Genomic DNA, 15,417 nt, shown 5'->3' with positions numbered 1-15,417 from the left:
TAACTCTTACAAATTATTAATCTCAGATAATTTCCTGAAAACCCGGGCTTTAAAATCCATCATTACCGCCATGAAATTTATCGCTGCATCATAGGGTGAAGTATGAATACTGAAGTAGGAATGCACATCACCGTCACCTAACCATTTGGTAGACATGTAGTAATAGTGATCAGAGGTCAGCAAGTGCTTCCAGATTGAGATCAATTCGGGATCCCGGGTTTTTTTCACGTAGGAACCCAACAGTTTTGCTTCCTCAAAACACCGTCTTTGCATGTCATTTCCAAGCCATGCGCTTGTATCCCGTTCCATGTCCGCCCAGGAAATTGTACTGAAATCCCCCACATCTATTTTTCCTGCTGGTTTGTAATCATCAACCACTTCAGAGGGTGTTTTAAAATCCATATCCCTGTCCAGGACTTCTGAAGGTAACGCCCGAAGAAAATCAAAAATGCCTGTATCCGCCCATTGGTGTTCTCCGAAAGTCTCGAAATCCATGAAAATATTTATTGAATCCCCTTTTTCAAAGGATGCCCACTTAGCCCATTTATCAGCAGTAAGAGGATATTCTTCCCACCATTTTGCAGAGAAGCGATAACCTATGTCATCGCTTAGTTTGTAGTTCCTGAGAAGTACGGCAATATCGCAGTTATTAGCCTCATAAACGTAGTTTGATGACCGTGATTCCAATAAGCTGTCAACCCCTTCGGTAAGTATTGCCTTGTATCCCATCTCAGATACTGTTTTGGCAATACTGTTATTGTAAAGAAGCTCAGTGTTGCGGAAAACCTGCGGTTTCATACCCAAAAGGCCAGTAATTGTTTCATTGTGAGCCTTAACTTCTTCAATGAACTCTTCCTTATCATCGAAAAGGCCTGCAAGAGAATGATAATTTGTTTCATCAAGGAATTCCACATACCCCGAATCCGCCAGATCCCTGAAACACTCAAGCACCTCAGATCCCCATTGTTCACACTGGCTCAATAGCGTTCCGGTTACCGAAACACTGAATTTGAAGTCCCCACCATTTTGATCAATAAGCTGCAATAAGGTATTTGTAGCCGGAAGATAGCATTTTTCAGCTACTTTTTCAAAAATGGAACTGTTTATTGCAACATCAAAATACCTTTCAAAGCCTTTTGATTCATCCGGCCAGAACCACTTCAGCCGATATGGCTGATGTAACTGGAAATACATGCAAACTGACGTCATGTTCCATTCTCCAGTATTGCACGCTTAAGATCTGAAATGATAGAAAATACATTAACCGCCCTTTCGGGCCCGAAATGTTTGTTTTCATCATTCATCTCAAGTAATATCTCGCTTTGCTGGAGACAGCGATATATGTGCTTCAGATGTTCGTATTCTTTCCCGCCTTGTATCTCCTGAAGGGCTTTCCCAATCCCTACCAGTTCATGAATATAGAGATGCTGTGAATGATTACCCAGGATATTATGCATTCCATAACGCGCAGTTGATTTGTTCCAGATGGAAGGCAGATATTTTGGTTCAAATTTCTTCCTGGCCTGCTCAGGAGTTATCATGTCTATACCATGTTTTTCAAGACTTTCCGGCAAATCTGCGAGAAATTGCAGAATCCCACCATCGTTCCTGTGATGTGTTCCAATCGAACCGTATTTGAAGTATAATGTTGTAACATCGCCCTCCATACTTGCTATCCAGGAAGCAAACTTGTCAGCAATCAGAGGATAAGCCACCCAGTCTTTATTTGAAAAGCGGTGCTCGATATCTTCACTTAATGAAATGTGGCGAAGTAAAGTCGGGACATGATCGCCATAAACATACGCCGGTTCACTGCCATGTAAAAGATTTTCTGAACCCTCTGACACAAAACCTTTGAATCCCATATCTTTAATGGATTCTCCAAGCCCTTTTGAAAGAATCAATTCCGTGTTTATGAAAGTATCAGGCGTATAATCAAAAAGCTCTTTTATCCTGTTCCGATGCATATTCACCTGTTCCCTGAACTCAGTGTCATCGGGAAACAGGGAAGAGACGGAATGAAAATAAGGAGAGCTGGCAAAAACACTTCCCCTATCCCTTAGTGTTCGGAATGATTCTATTATTGATGGATCCCATTTACATTGTTCCAGGAAAATTCCGGAAATGTCAAAAGTGTACTTTCCGCCGTTATCAATCGAATCCAGTAAAGCCTCGTTTGCAAGAAGGATATCTGAAGCGAATTGTTCAAACGCTGAATATATTTTTTGCTGATCAAAATATGTTTCAAACTCAGGTGACCTGTAGCCCTCTCGGGGATAATACCATTTTACAACCCATGGAAGATGAACTTCACAACATACACAAACCGACTGCATCCCGGAAATTCTCCGCTTTTTAATTTTCAGGTTTTCAATTTACTCTGTTCTCTGGAACTGTACATTGCAAGCCGTATTTATGTTCCTGATTGAGCCGAAAGGGCACTTGCATATACTTCGGCTGTTTTCTCTGCTATCTTGTACCAATTATATTTGTTTTTTATAAGTTCTCTTCCGGCCTTCCCGAATTTGTCATCATGAAGATTGTCCAGCACATAATTGATACCTCCTGCAATTGAATCAGGGTTTTGGAACACCAGTACACCATCGAAAAAGTTATCAATTATCGTAACGGCGTCCGTTGCAACAATGTTCTTTTCTGCATCCCATCCTTCAAGAACCACTATCCCAAAGGGCTCATTTCTGCTTGGGACGCAAAGGATATCACATGCATTAATCCAGTCTTTGAGCGTTTTATCATTTACATAACCCAAAAAGTGACAACTGCCTGAAACCTGTGCCCTGTCTGCAAGATATTCACAATGAGGCCGGAGTTCACCCTCACCGATAAACACAAATTTTGCATCCCATCGGTGATCAAGGACTTTCGGAACCGACTCCACGAGGATATCCGGTCCTTTCTGGAAGTTCATCCTTCCAATAAACAATATTACTGGTGCAAAAGGATGAATTCCAAAGCGTTTTTTCACTTCTCCCGCATCAACGTCCCTTTTCATTTTACCGCGAAAAATACCATTTGGGATAGTAGAAATCTTATAGTCAGGAATCTGATAGAGATATTGGATTTCATCCTTGAAATTTTTAGATGTGACAATTACTCTGGATGATTCATATCCACCTTTCCATTCCCTGTGTGATATTTCTTCGGCTTCCCACCAGTTCCCGTGAATATTGCCGTTTCGTCCCCATTCCGTACTATGATATGTAATGATAAAAGGAATTCCCAGCTCAGATTTCAGCCTTGAAACAACATTTATCGGATGCCAGTCATGCACGTGAAGCATGTCAAAAGAACCGTATTCAGCTGATATTTCCATGAAGCTGGAATACATGGCATCACACATGCCGTCCATTTGATGCACGATACCGCCGGAAAGGTCGTGATCAACCCTATGATAGTATACTCCGTTTATTTTTTCATTGGGAGAAAGCCCATTATTACGTGTAAATATGTGTATGGAATGACCCATGGATACAAGAGCTTCAGAAAGCTCGGAAACATGTGGTGCCAACCCCCCCACTTTTACGGAATAAAGACTCTCCCACGAAAACATTGCAATTTTCAAATTTACCCCCGCTAATAATTCGTTATAATGATTTCAGTTAATCAATTCCCTTCTCCTTTGAGATGCTTCACCGCCTCTTCGGGAGGAAGTGTGTTTATGTAAATATCTGTATTCTTTTCAAAACCCGCCGCAATCGAAGTTCTTGGATGCAATTTCAGATTGAAATGGTATTCCGGATCATCCTGAAGCTGGTAGAACATGTAATTGTAAGCAACTCCCCCGAGACAGTCATGAAGACTTGAGATTGAAAATCGAATCACATCACCTAAAGAATTCAGAAGCTTCTCATCGAAACCTGCTATATGGTTAATGTGCTTTTTTGGCAAGATCCATAGTTCATATGGTACTCTGGAAAAGTAAGGAGCTATAGCAATAAAGTGATCATTCTCATAAAGCAGCCGTTCCCCGGAAATCTCTTTTTCCAAGATGGCACAATATGGACATCCGTCCAGTGCATGTATCCTGTCCAGTTCCCTTACAAAAAGAGGAGGTTTTATGGGTAGTGCTATTAACTGGGTATGTGTGTGGGCAAGGGAAGCTCCTGCTTTTTTCCCCTGGTTTTTGAAAAGGGATACGTATTCAATACCGTCCATTGAACCATAGCGAGTGATCCTATCCTGATAGACCTGCATAAGAAGATTTATCTCTTCATCCGAAAAATCCTGAATTTCTTTTTCGTGGAATGGTGTTTCCACAATTACCTCATGGAAACCATAACCCGGAATAACGTCGATATTTTCACCTGTTTCCACAGGGTTTGGAGAAAGTGCAGGATACAGGTTAGGAATACATCGCACATTCCAATCCTTTATTCTGGACTTCTCCGAATCCATCAGGATTTTGTTATCCTTATAAACAGCTGTTGCTGCAGGTGTTTTGTCCTCATTGCCTGCGCAAAATACACATTTTGAATCATTCTTTTCAGGCAATTCCGCTGAAAAATCAGAAGGGCGGCGCTTCCTTGCGGATGCGATTATACAATATTCATCTAAGAAATAATGTTTGCGTATTTCTGACATTTTTACCCCACCGCCCCTAAACCAGATGCTTTTTTTAGTATCAGCAACCTTTTCCTATCAAATGGCTTTTTTACCCGTAAGCATCTCATAGTATTGCTTGACAGGTTCCCTCCAGTTCATATCCCTGGCAAGAAGGTTGGCTTCCTGACACAGGAGATTGTATTTTACCTTGTCATACGTGTAAGTGTCTATGAAATAATCCATTGCAAGAGCGTAATCAGCAACTGTTTCAAGATACGACAAATCAATGTTGTCCACGACTACAACACCCCCCATACCCATTACAAGACGCTTGAGTGTCTGGAGAGCGTCACTGAATCCGCATACTTTGCTTACAACACTGGGAGTTGCCTCTTTCCCGGCTTCCAGCCCGGTCAGAAGGAATGGCTCATATCTTGACGGGAAAATACCTGCAATGCAGCCTGCCATAAACTCATCAACTGACATATCGAACCCCCCATCATTTTTTGAAAGCCATTGGGGGTAAAGAACAGCAGAAACATATCTTTTGCCTGTTGATAGCTTGGAACATTCAAGACCCCTGTCAACGATCATTTTTTGAAGCCTTATCTCTTCACCCATCAATGTTTCCTCCGGGAATTGCAGAGGGAAATTTCCAGGCAAATTTGTTTTGGGACCGTGCGCAGTGATTATGAAACAAATAACCCTGTAGTCTTCATCAAGCCTGCCACCTTCTATTTCAATTTTCACCATCCTGTCTAAAAGAACAAGAGAATCAAGCAAGTCAGGATAACCTTTGTTCTCAATTTCAATACGGGATATGGAAAATATTGGAATGATTTTTTCCGGGGAAAGAGCTAATCCATCATATGCATTGTACAGTTTCTCAACTGCGATTTTTTGCATTCTTTCACGGCACTGCTTTTTCTTTTCCCACAGTTTGTCAAATTCAACAGACTCGAGATCGATTCCATTTCTTACAATGATAGAATCAATACCGTAGAACAATTTTATTTCCTTTTTTGTAGAATCGCCTACCGCCGTTACAACATCAGCGTATGAAGACAAAGATTCAAGCGCCCCCATGTTGAGAGAAACATTTTCTCCCCATGAACTGTCGTTATCGCGGATTTTTTGAATGGAACGGTGCCCTGCAGCCCTGCCTGGAATTGTGGCATGATGAGTGGCCACGGAATTAATTGTTACACCAAGTTTCTTGAGCCGGGCAATTGAGTAGAAAACACCGAACTCATGGCAGTGTAATGAAACATATAGTGTAGGCATCAGGGAAGCCACAAATTCCGACATTGCCTTGTCTTCATATTGTTTGGACTTATCTGTCCGAATATCTACGAGCGCATTGACAAATTCGGATATTGCATATGAAAGGTTCAGGTAATGGGAATATTCATTCCGGTTGGGCAATTCTTCATAGGTTAAGGAATCAAGACCTACAAGATCGTAAGCTTCGGCCTTTATTTTATTTTCCAGACATATAGTTTGCCCTTTATACTCAACGGACTCCCTGCAAAAGTTGTTGGTTTTGAACATCAGGTGTACTACTTCTATGCCATGCAAGTTTCTGGATCCGATGACTATTTCTATGCCTTCTGCATTGAGTTTCTCAAATATCGAACTCAGTTCCTCATCTGGTTCATACTCATCAAACTCGCTGAGATCTGTAATCCTGTTTAAGCCTTTGTTCCAATCGGATCCGCTATGGCCGAAGTAAGGACCAGCTACAAAAATACGGGGGACGTTTTCTTCCTTTAGGGTTCCGTCTGCAAGCATCGAGGCAAGAGTATTTACCTCTGCGTCAATAACGTTCCATATTCCGCCCATCTTGTTGGATTTCGGACCGGCTTCCTCGCCGGCAATAATAATGCACTTCCGCTTAAGCATTTCAGTAAGTTTCCCCCTTGATCATAAAGATCAGTTTATTATTCCCCAATAGCGATATGTGAAACTAGCTATAAAAACTAAATCCTTGGTTTGACTTGCATTGATATTAACAGGTGGTGTGAAAAGTAGCTGCAAAAACCCAATTCGGGAAATTATTTCCCGATTGTATTGTCTTTTGAATCATAGCTTTTTTCTTTGAGAGAAAGTTCATTTGCAAACCAAACCGTTCTCTGTGGAAATGCTATTTCTATTCCGTTTTCTTCCAGTGTTTTCTTTATTTTCCAGAGCATTTCGGTTTTAAGGGAATACCACTCTGTTGCAGGACTCCATATCCTTACAACTATTGTCACCGCATTATCCGCCAGCTCACTTACAAAAAGCTGGGGAGCAGGATTTTTCAGAGCCAGGGGATGATCGTCAATCATTTTTTTGACAATGCCAATAGCCCGATCGGCGTCATCGCTATAACGCACCCCTACTTTATATTCAAATCTTCGTGCAACGTTTGCAACGTAATTTGTGATATCACTTGTGAAAACTTTCTCATTGGGGATTCTAACGTAAAGCCCGTCATAAGTCCTGATTATCGTAGAAATGATACTGATATCCTCAACTATGCCAACATTCCCGCCAATATCAACCTGCTGCCCTATTTCAATGGGTCTTTCAATAATCAGGAAAAGTCCTGAAATCAGGTTTCCTACAATACTCTGACTAGCAAATCCGATAATTATACCGAGGATTCCACCGGCTACCAGGAAACTTGAGGCTTCTATCCCCAAGGCTGGCAAAAGCACGAAAACAATAGTGAATATGATTACGGAATAGTAGACTGCCTTGCTGATAATCTCGGCATTGCCTTCACTAATCCTGTCAGAAAAAGTCCTTTTCAAATAGAAACCAAGAGCCTTTCCAATGATCACAGCTGCAATTACTATTATAACCGATAGCAAAATAGGCAGAATTGAAGGATGACCAACAAGAGAAACAAGTGAAGTGCTACTATTCATATTCCTTTTTCCATAACATATTTTGTTGAATTAAGATGAATTTTACTCAGGGAATATAATTCCCTTGATCTTAACATATCTCCAAGAATAGGATGATCAATAAACTTTGTTTCGGCTATTTTCTTGCTATTGATTTCCATATTTGCCTTCATTGAAACAAGAGCTTCATCATAATATATTTTCATACCATAAGCACTCAGAACAATTTTGTTTACCTCGGCAATCTGTTCACTTTTGTTGTCGATAGTCAACTCAATTACGCCCATTTCAAAGGAAGACAGAACCGGAATTTCAGAATATATAGCCGATTTATGATATCTGCATATAATTCCATCACTGGAAGTCCCGTATAAGGTAAACTTCGGTCGAACGATTGAAACAATGTCAATTACTTCAAGGCTCTTTTTTGTCTGAAGAAAAATTCCGATTTCTATCGGGAAAGTAACGTATATTGTCTTGTTTGATAGCGAAGGGACAAGCAAAGGAGATTCAAATTCGACCAGCAGGTATGAAGAAATATCTTTCGGGAGGTTGACAGGTTCAATTGGATTGATTACAATATCCGCATCAACCGATGAAAGGACCTTTTTGACTTCCACATCCTCTTGTATCCGCTTATAATAGGAAATTCCATTCTCTTCAAAAACTGATATTTCCAAATCACCCAATGTCAGGTCTTTCGAAGAACCGAATGAACCATAATTATTTTTCTGGATGTCCCCCGTCATATCGCTCTCCAAAGTAAATACATCGTTGGTATAATAAAGCATTATCATCGATGATTGCTTATCTCAAAAATAATAAATATAAGTTATTTCAATGTGCTTTTGTTGCTCATAAACATACTCGTCCTCGTAACAGGACTTATTCTTCTTGTAAAGGGCTCAGATTATTTTGTAAAGTCCGCGTCGTCCATTGCAAAAAGCCTTGGGGTTTCCGAATTTGTAATAGGATTGACGCTGGTGGCAGTGGGGACATCGATACCTGAGCTTGCCTCTTGTGTAGCTGCTTCTCTTGCCCAGTCAAGCGGTATCGTAATAGGAAATATCGTTGGTTCAAACATCGCAAACATTGCACTTATCGTTGGATGTGCCGCCATTTTGTCAGTAGTAAAAACAGATACTGAAATGCTGAAAAGAGACGGGTACATAATGATGTTTGCTGCGATTCTTTTTTTAGTTCTCGCTTTTGATTTGCAGTTATCAAAAATAGAAGCGGTTATCTTGATTCTGTTTTATGTTGCATATGTTCTCTTTTTGTTTGAGGATAAATCAAAATACGAGGGCAAGTTCTACTTCAAGGAATATATTGACTATTTTTTCAGGTTCAAATACGTGAAGTCAATCAACCAGCGTGTTAAAAACGGAATTAATAACAGATCTTCCGGAAAAAAACAAAGTAATGAAATTGCTGCAAATGGAATCAGCAGAGATGTCCTGATTCTCGTATTTAGCGGAATTGCAGTAATAATCGGAGCCAGGTATTTTATTGAAGAGGCAATCTTTTTTGCAGAACTATTTCAGGTTCCGGATACTTTTATAGGAATAACACTTGTAGCAGTCGGGACGTCCCTTCCTGAACTAATGGTCACGATATCCGCTGCACGTAAAGGCTATGGAAATATTGCAATCGGAAATGTGATTGGGTCAAATATAACAAATATTTTCCTGATTCTGGGTATTTCTGCCCTGATATTTCCCCTTGAGATTACACGAATCAGTTTGTCGCTTACTATTCCCTTTATGATTTTCATTACTGCTGTTCTTCTCTGGTTTATCAACACGCACTGGGAAATAAGGAAAATTGAGGGAATTGCACTAATTTTTCTTTATGTGATATTCCTTATCTTGTTGTTTACTCTCAATATACCTTCATGAAAAAGCCGTTCCCGGCATTTTCTGTTTTGTCTACCAATATCTGGTTTAGTTAATATACATGAAAGTAGATATGGTGATATTTGGAGAAATTAAATAATTCTCTAAGAAAACAGCCGCAATATGGGGAGTTCGTTGAAGCGGTGTGTGATAAAATGAATCATACAAAAGTATTTAATTCTGTCATAGACTATGTCACCATAGTTGTTCTTTACATATTGTTGGTAGCCCTGCTTTTAGCCGTCCTGAAGATTTTAGCCAGCACAGCCATAATTATTATAGGAGCAATCGACAGCAGTATAGCCCTGATTAATTTCAGCACGGTGGTCTTTAGCGTCCTGACGGTCTTTGTTCTTATTGATTTGATAAAGACCTTTGTTGATTACCGCGAACATGAAAGAATCAGACTCACATTCCTAACCGATGCTACAATTTTGATCGTAATGCGTGAGATTGCGGCTGGTATTTACGCCCAGAAGATAGAATATGAGTTCATCCTGAGCCTGTCCGTCTTGTTGATGGTATTAGGCGCAATCAGGATTATGGCTACGAAATATCCACCACATGATAGCTGTAGTGTAAGCGATAGCAGTGAGTGAAATTCTTGTCTTAAAAAAGAATCTCTTGCTAAAATATCATTGGCAGAAATGTGCAAAAAAGCAAATAGTCCCGGGCGGATTCGAACCACCGTCTTCGGCTCCAAAGGCAAGAGCATTTTCAAGTGCAGAAGCCACTTTAAATGTACTAAATTACACTTTTGAGAGAGAAAAGTTTACACGATGGATTCATGGGAGGGTGAGTGAAGGTACCGCAAAGTGCTATGTCAAGTACTTAGATCAGCATTTGAGAGGTACAGAGATATCGGATATTGATTCACTACTCGATGTTTCAATGGGTGTTGATAAAGGTTGGAATTGGTATGCCAAAGCAGTCCGCAACTTGATCAATTATTACGTTGAAAAGCGTATGATATCAGCCTACTTTGCAGCAGAGTTAAAAAATACATTAAAGATCAGAAAATGTGGCACTGATACTTATGTTCCCAGTGATGAACTCGTTTGTAATGTTTTTCAGAGAACTACAGATGAGGAGATGCAATACCTGATACAACTTGTCTATTACAGCGGAATACGCATTGTAGAAGCGGTTAAAGTTCTTACCGAGTTTGATCCTAAGAAGATGCATTATGAAAATGGCATAGCGTATTATGACATCGATTGGGAACGTGGTCAGAAAAAAGCGTTTAAAGCATTCATGCCTGAAGCTTTTGCCAGGCAACTCTACAAAATGTATATTGACATTGAAGCATCACGAATTTACTTCAGAAGGCGTGGACTGGGATTGAAATATGGTCGCAACTTTTTCATAGACAAGTGTGTTAAAGCTGGAATTCAAGAATCTTTCATAAAATACATGGTTGGACATTCTAATGGTTCAGTTTTGATGACTAACTATTTAGACAAGCTCAATAACTGCATTCTCAATTATGGTAAAGTGGTGCCATATATTGATTCCGCTTTTGGAGATTAAAATAATCAAAAATATGGATTTCATTATGGTTTGGAGACAATACTGCATACTTCTTCAATTATTGTGAATCATTTTTATATACATTGCTTGTATTTGTCTGATGTGATCATATGAGTTTTATTAAAACAGTTGGAATTATATTGATATTATTCGCATTGTTTGGTCTTTTGATGTCCGATTCTCAACACTCCGAAGCTCAAAGACAAATCAAGATTATGGAACTTAATAATCAAATTGGATTGGCAAATTATGATAGTAGTTGGATTGATATGATGGAATCTGAAGCAAATAATTTATACTTCATGAGTATTCTCACATCTCTAATTACTGGGGCAATTGGATACGGTTTCATCCTAATAGATAAAAAATTCAAAGCAATTCAAGTGGACAATGATGTTTCTTCAACAAAGTAAAAAAATTGTGAAGTACTTGGTGTAAACCATTACTTCACTGTTTGTATGGTAGCCTTTAACATTTGACAAAAGCAAAAGTTGTAACGCGCTTCAAATGTACAATTCTTGTTGAGCAGATTTACTCATTAATTCACTACTACATATTCTTTAAAATTAGTTGAGCCTTAGTAGCTCAACTATTTGAAGCGTATCTTTCAAGCAGTACCCCCTCTCCATCTATGCTTAAAGTTATTTTATCTTCAGTTAGTTCAATTATTTCAAAATCATCTTCACTTAATTGTCTTTCACCATCGGAATAGTATCCAGCATCAGAGATTATCTTTAAATTGTTATCTGATAATTCATACTTAAAAGTGCCATAATTGTATATAGATTCATCAAATGCTTTGATTACCTATATGCCATTGTCATAGAAAGTCAGGTAAAAGTCGATGTCATATTCATCTTCTGTAAGAAATGAGATTGTCCAATCCCCGATTATTTTTTCAGAATTTAGCACTGGCTTAGTCTCTACTTTCTCAAGCAACATTGATTCAAGTTCAAGACCATCATTAGTAAATTCATATGTGAGTCTAGAAATATCAGATCCGTGATATTTAATTATTGTATTCTCTTCAGAATCAGATGATCTGTAGGCTGAAGCTGAATATGGCATTCCGGATTCATCACTATAGACAACCATACCATCTTCATAGAATGATAAGAAAGTGTTTAATTCTGGAGCATTTTCATCTGAATAATACCAAGTTCCTACTATTGTATCTTTGCTCTCTGTACATCCAAGTGCCGCTATAGTCACGATCAATAACATCAAAGTTACTAATACATACTTTGTACTCATTTCCATCCCCTTCATTAAATTAATGTAAATGTCGCTCTTTAATCCATTTCTAAATATTTAAACTTAGTGTCCGATTTACAGGTTGAATTGCATATTATATTTAGAAATGGGTGAGAAAAATTAAGATTCCATAAACTCTTTTGATGGTACTGTATTGGCATCCATCTCATGTGAAAATACTCAGCCATGATGGGGTATAGTCTATTAAAATTGCAAACCTAGTTATGAAAAATCTATAAAAATGCGTCTTTAATTACATGAAAACATGTTTCTACTGAGAATTTAAAGATGCTGAGAATTCGATCTTCAGTAACAAGCATTTCACAAAATCGATTATGGTCATTGATGTGGTAGATGGAATAATCCCTATTGAAAGGCACGAATTCTATAAACAATTTGAAAAAGCCAAGGAAATGGCCCTCTTCCAATTTCACGTAACAAGAACAAACTTGGAAAGGTTGGAATCTTGTTACAATACGAGGAAAATAAACTCAAAGCCGTATATCCTCATGTAAAGAATCAAAAGAGATATGATATTATACCTCACCTTAACAAAGCAATTGAATCAGAAGACATTAAAGATATCGTTGTTTCCGAGAGTATTTCGGAAGGCGATATTTCAAGGATAATTTCTACTTTTCCTGAATTTCTGGAAGAGAAGTTGACTTTTGAGGATACTGAAGTTGAAGTTGAGGGTGGAAGAATTGATGTCGTTTTCAAGACTCAGAATGACGAAACACTCTTGATTGAGATAGAAATTGAAGCGCGAGATAATGCTATCGGACAAGTTCAAAGATTCAAAATCCCTTATTCGGAAAAATTCGGAATTCCTTTGGAAAAAATAAGGCTTGGAATTGTTTGTGCAAAGATCTCAGATAGCAGAATTACTGCTTGCAAAGGGGCAGGGATAGAGGTTTACACAGTTTGTTTTGACAAAAAAGCCTAAGTTTACGTATATCTTTAGAAATGGTTTAAACATGAATTTTCGCAAGTGTTTTGCAGAAAATAAGCAAAAATAGCGAATATTGCTTCCAAATAGACTGAATTATAGAGGTTTTATGCATTATTACAGCAAATCTAGGATATACTTATCAACTAGAAGTTCATAGTCCAAAGTATGTTAATAGAATTTTCTGTTGAGAATTTTCTTTCATTCAAAGAAAAAGTTACCTTGAGTATGGATTCAAGCTCAAGTAAAAAAATACCACAGAATCTTATTGAATTAAATAAAAAAGAAAAACTTCTCAAATCAGCTGTCATTTATGGAGCGAACTCTTCTGGAAAATCTAATTTTATAAAAGCAATGTATTTCATGCAGGGCCTAGTGCTAAACTCTCACAATTTTAATATAAACTCAAATATTCCCGTATCTCCATTTAAGTTGAGCGAAGAATGCAAAAAAAAGCCTAGTAACTTTGAGATCAAATTCATCCAAAATAATAAAACCTACAAATATGGTTTTTCATGCACATCAAAGAAGATTGTTAGTGAGTATTTGTATGACATTTCAAAGCAAAACCCAAAACCAATCTTTACAAGAGAAAAAACGAAAAAATTCGTTTTTCCAATTGATGAAGAACAACAGAACTTGTTGAAATCGCAGACTATTGATAATACTCTCTACCTTTCACGAGCAACGCAGTTGGGCTATGATAAAACAAAGGATGCATACGATTTTTTCTCTAAAAAAATAATTGTAAATATTGATCTTGTAAATATTAATCCGAGTTGGGAAGGATATACAATTAATAAAGCCTATGAAAATAGTGACTTTAAGAAGAAGATACTCGATGTGCTGAAAAAAGCCGATTTTGGGGGCATTGAAAATATTCGGATCAAGAAGAAAAAGATTCCAGTAAAAGAATTTACTTTTAATTTTTCACACGAGAACTCTTCATTTGAAAGTAAAGATGGTACTGATGATGTGTTTAGTGTACAGACAATGCACAAAAATGAGGATGGAAAAATTGTTTATTTTGATTTGAACGATGAATCCATGGGTACAAAGAAAACTTTTTTAATTTTGGGCCCATTGTTTGATATAATTGAGAAAGGCAACATTGCATTCATAGACGAGCTTGAGCAAAGTCTCCATCCTGAAATTACAAGACTACTTGTAAGGATGTTTAACAGTAAAAAGAACAAAGATGCACAAGTTATCTTTACAACACATGATACGACGCTTCTTGACAATGAGGTTTTCAGAAGGGATCAAGTGTATCTCTTCTCAAAAGAGCAAAATAGTTCCACAGAATTAAGTTCACTTTTGGATTATGACATTCGGCAAGAGATAGACTTTGAAAGAGCATATCTCAATGGAAGGTTTGGTGGAGTCCCTCTTATTGATGAGACTTTGTTTGATTAAATATTTTGAGGGGGTACCATAAATGGTCAGGGGTGAAGGGAAAAAATCCATAAAAACAGTTTGGATATTCTGCGAAGGAGCAAAAACAGAAAAATACTATTTCGATAAATTGAAGGTAGATCTAAGATTGAGATCATTGAAAATCAAAGTAAATTCTTCCAATAACAAAGATCCTGTAGGCATTATAAAGCATATTCTAAATTTTAAAAAGCATACCCGAGACTTTCTAGAAGGCGATTTAATTTTCTGTGTATTTGATCGAGATGCAAATTCAGATCAATCACTTTTAGACGCGAAAAAAATGTCAGAATTGAATGATATAAACTTAATATTTTCAAATCCTTGTTTTGAATTTTGGATACTTTCACATTTTGAATGTTACATGAAGCAAATTGAGCATGGTGCTCTTAAAAGTAAATTAGATACCCATCTTGGAGGATACAAGAAAACGGATCCTGAACTTTATACGAAAACAAAGCAAAAAATCGGTATTGCAGTAAAGAATTCAAAGCAAATTAATGATATGCATTACTCGAATGGTATGGAAATAATTAGCAGGAATAGTAACCCTTCTACATTAGTTTTCGAATTAGTGGAAACCCTTCAAACTTTCAACCCATGAACAAGTTTCTTATATTTCATTTTTTCTAAATCTAGCTTATTTCTGTGAGTTGCTCTTTGTTCATATTTTCTCACTCGTTATGGCAGAGGTATTAAAAAAGCGGAGTGCTTAAGTGGTACAGGAATTTTCATAGTGGACTTCAAGAATTCCTAGTTATCACCTGTATCACTTAGAGCTATAACGACTTCATGAAAAGTATTCAAGGGCTACAAATAAGAAGTCTTCACATAATACATAGCATTATTCAAATAGCGTTCTCTTTATGGAAAACAAAGTAAACAGTTTAAACTAGTGTTT

The 15,417-nt window shown here is 37.8% G+C and carries 15 protein-coding genes; 7 read left to right on the top strand and 8 right to left on the bottom strand.

What is annotated here, in order from left to right; all coding sequences use genetic code 11:
* Nucleotides 1–6: 6 nt before the first annotated feature.
* The 7 genes from J2755_RS07960 to J2755_RS07930 form a co-directional block, all read right to left on the bottom strand.
* Nucleotides 7–1,209 (bottom strand): glycoside hydrolase family 57 protein, encoded by a 1,203-nt coding sequence (locus J2755_RS07960; RefSeq protein WP_209681754.1) that lies wholly within the window; start codon nt 1,207–1,209, stop codon nt 7–9.
* Complete coding sequence (locus tag J2755_RS07955) at nt 1,206–2,336, bottom strand: glycoside hydrolase family 57 protein (protein ID WP_209681752.1); 1,131 nt, start codon at nt 2,334–2,336, stop codon at nt 1,206–1,208. The genes J2755_RS07960 and J2755_RS07955 overlap by 4 nt, the downstream gene beginning before the upstream one ends.
* Nucleotides 2,337–2,413: 77 nt before the next feature.
* Nucleotides 2,414–3,571, bottom strand: coding sequence for a glycosyltransferase family 4 protein (locus J2755_RS07950; protein ID WP_209683289.1), 1,158 nt, complete (start codon nt 3,569–3,571; stop codon nt 2,414–2,416).
* 53 nt (nt 3,572–3,624) lie between these two features.
* Nucleotides 3,625–4,602 carry a galactose-1-phosphate uridylyltransferase gene (locus J2755_RS07945; protein ID WP_209681750.1) on the bottom strand — a complete coding sequence of 326 codons (978 nt, stop codon included), beginning with the start codon at nt 4,600–4,602 and terminating at the stop codon, nt 3,625–3,627.
* Nucleotides 4,603–4,659: 57 nt separating this feature from the next.
* Nucleotides 4,660–6,465, bottom strand: a complete 1,806-nt coding sequence (locus J2755_RS07940; RefSeq protein WP_209681746.1) for a glycogen synthase — start codon at nt 6,463–6,465, stop codon at nt 4,660–4,662.
* Nucleotides 6,466–6,617: 152 nt separating this feature from the next.
* A complete protein-coding gene (locus J2755_RS07935; protein WP_209681744.1) occupies nt 6,618–7,475 on the bottom strand; it encodes a mechanosensitive ion channel family protein in 858 nt (285 codons plus the stop codon).
* Complete coding sequence (locus J2755_RS07930; protein WP_209681741.1) at nt 7,472–8,251, bottom strand: DUF432 domain-containing protein; 780 nt, start codon at nt 8,249–8,251, stop codon at nt 7,472–7,474. Before J2755_RS07930 ends, J2755_RS07935 begins: the two co-directional genes overlap by 4 nt.
* A gap of 45 nt (nt 8,252–8,296) precedes the next feature.
* Between J2755_RS07930 and J2755_RS07925 the strand changes: the two genes are divergently transcribed.
* The 4 genes from J2755_RS07925 (at nt 8,297) to J2755_RS07910 (ending at nt 11,292) form a co-directional block, all read left to right on the top strand.
* Nucleotides 8,297–9,352, top strand: a complete 1,056-nt coding sequence (locus tag J2755_RS07925; protein ID WP_449288782.1) for a calcium/sodium antiporter — start codon at nt 8,297–8,299, stop codon at nt 9,350–9,352.
* Between the two features lie 215 nt (nt 9,353–9,567).
* On the top strand, nt 9,568–9,948 hold the full coding sequence (locus J2755_RS07920) for a phosphate-starvation-inducible PsiE family protein (RefSeq protein WP_245312844.1): 381 nt from the start codon (nt 9,568–9,570) through the stop codon (nt 9,946–9,948).
* A complete protein-coding gene (locus J2755_RS11565; RefSeq protein ID WP_209681735.1) occupies nt 9,941–10,879 on the top strand; it encodes an integrase in 939 nt (312 codons plus the stop codon). Before J2755_RS07920 ends, J2755_RS11565 begins: the two co-directional genes overlap by 8 nt.
* Nucleotides 10,880–10,989: 110 nt before the next feature.
* Nucleotides 10,990–11,292, top strand: a complete 303-nt coding sequence (locus J2755_RS07910; RefSeq protein ID WP_209681734.1) for a hypothetical protein — start codon at nt 10,990–10,992, stop codon at nt 11,290–11,292.
* A gap of 394 nt (nt 11,293–11,686) precedes the next feature.
* On the opposite strand, the gene J2755_RS07905 is transcribed toward J2755_RS07910, so the two are convergent.
* Entirely contained in the window at nt 11,687–12,133 is a 447-nt protein-coding gene (locus tag J2755_RS07905) for a hypothetical protein (RefSeq protein WP_209681733.1), read from the bottom strand.
* Nucleotides 12,134–12,599: 466 nt separating this feature from the next.
* On the opposite strand from J2755_RS07905, the gene J2755_RS07900 reads away from it, so the two are divergent.
* The 3 genes from J2755_RS07900 to J2755_RS07890 all read left to right on the top strand — a co-directional run bounded on the left by J2755_RS07900 (nt 12,600) and on the right by J2755_RS07890 (nt 15,120).
* Nucleotides 12,600–13,079, top strand: a complete 480-nt coding sequence (locus J2755_RS07900) for an endonuclease NucS domain-containing protein (RefSeq protein WP_245312842.1) — start codon at nt 12,600–12,602, stop codon at nt 13,077–13,079.
* A gap of 171 nt (nt 13,080–13,250) precedes the next feature.
* Nucleotides 13,251–14,498: an AAA family ATPase gene (locus tag J2755_RS07895; protein WP_209681732.1), complete on the top strand. Its 1,248-nt coding sequence runs from the start codon at nt 13,251–13,253 to the stop codon at nt 14,496–14,498.
* A gap of 22 nt (nt 14,499–14,520) precedes the next feature.
* Nucleotides 14,521–15,120: an RloB family protein gene (locus J2755_RS07890; RefSeq protein WP_209681730.1), complete on the top strand. Its 600-nt coding sequence runs from the start codon at nt 14,521–14,523 to the stop codon at nt 15,118–15,120.
* Nucleotides 15,121–15,417: the final 297 nt, after the last annotated feature.

It is taken from the genome of Methanohalophilus levihalophilus (genome assembly GCF_017874375.1).
Taxonomy (GTDB): domain Archaea; phylum Halobacteriota; class Methanosarcinia; order Methanosarcinales; family Methanosarcinaceae; genus Methanohalophilus; species Methanohalophilus levihalophilus.
The sequence above is the reverse complement of the archived record's forward strand: the minus strand, read 5'-3'. Positions and strand labels throughout refer to the sequence as shown.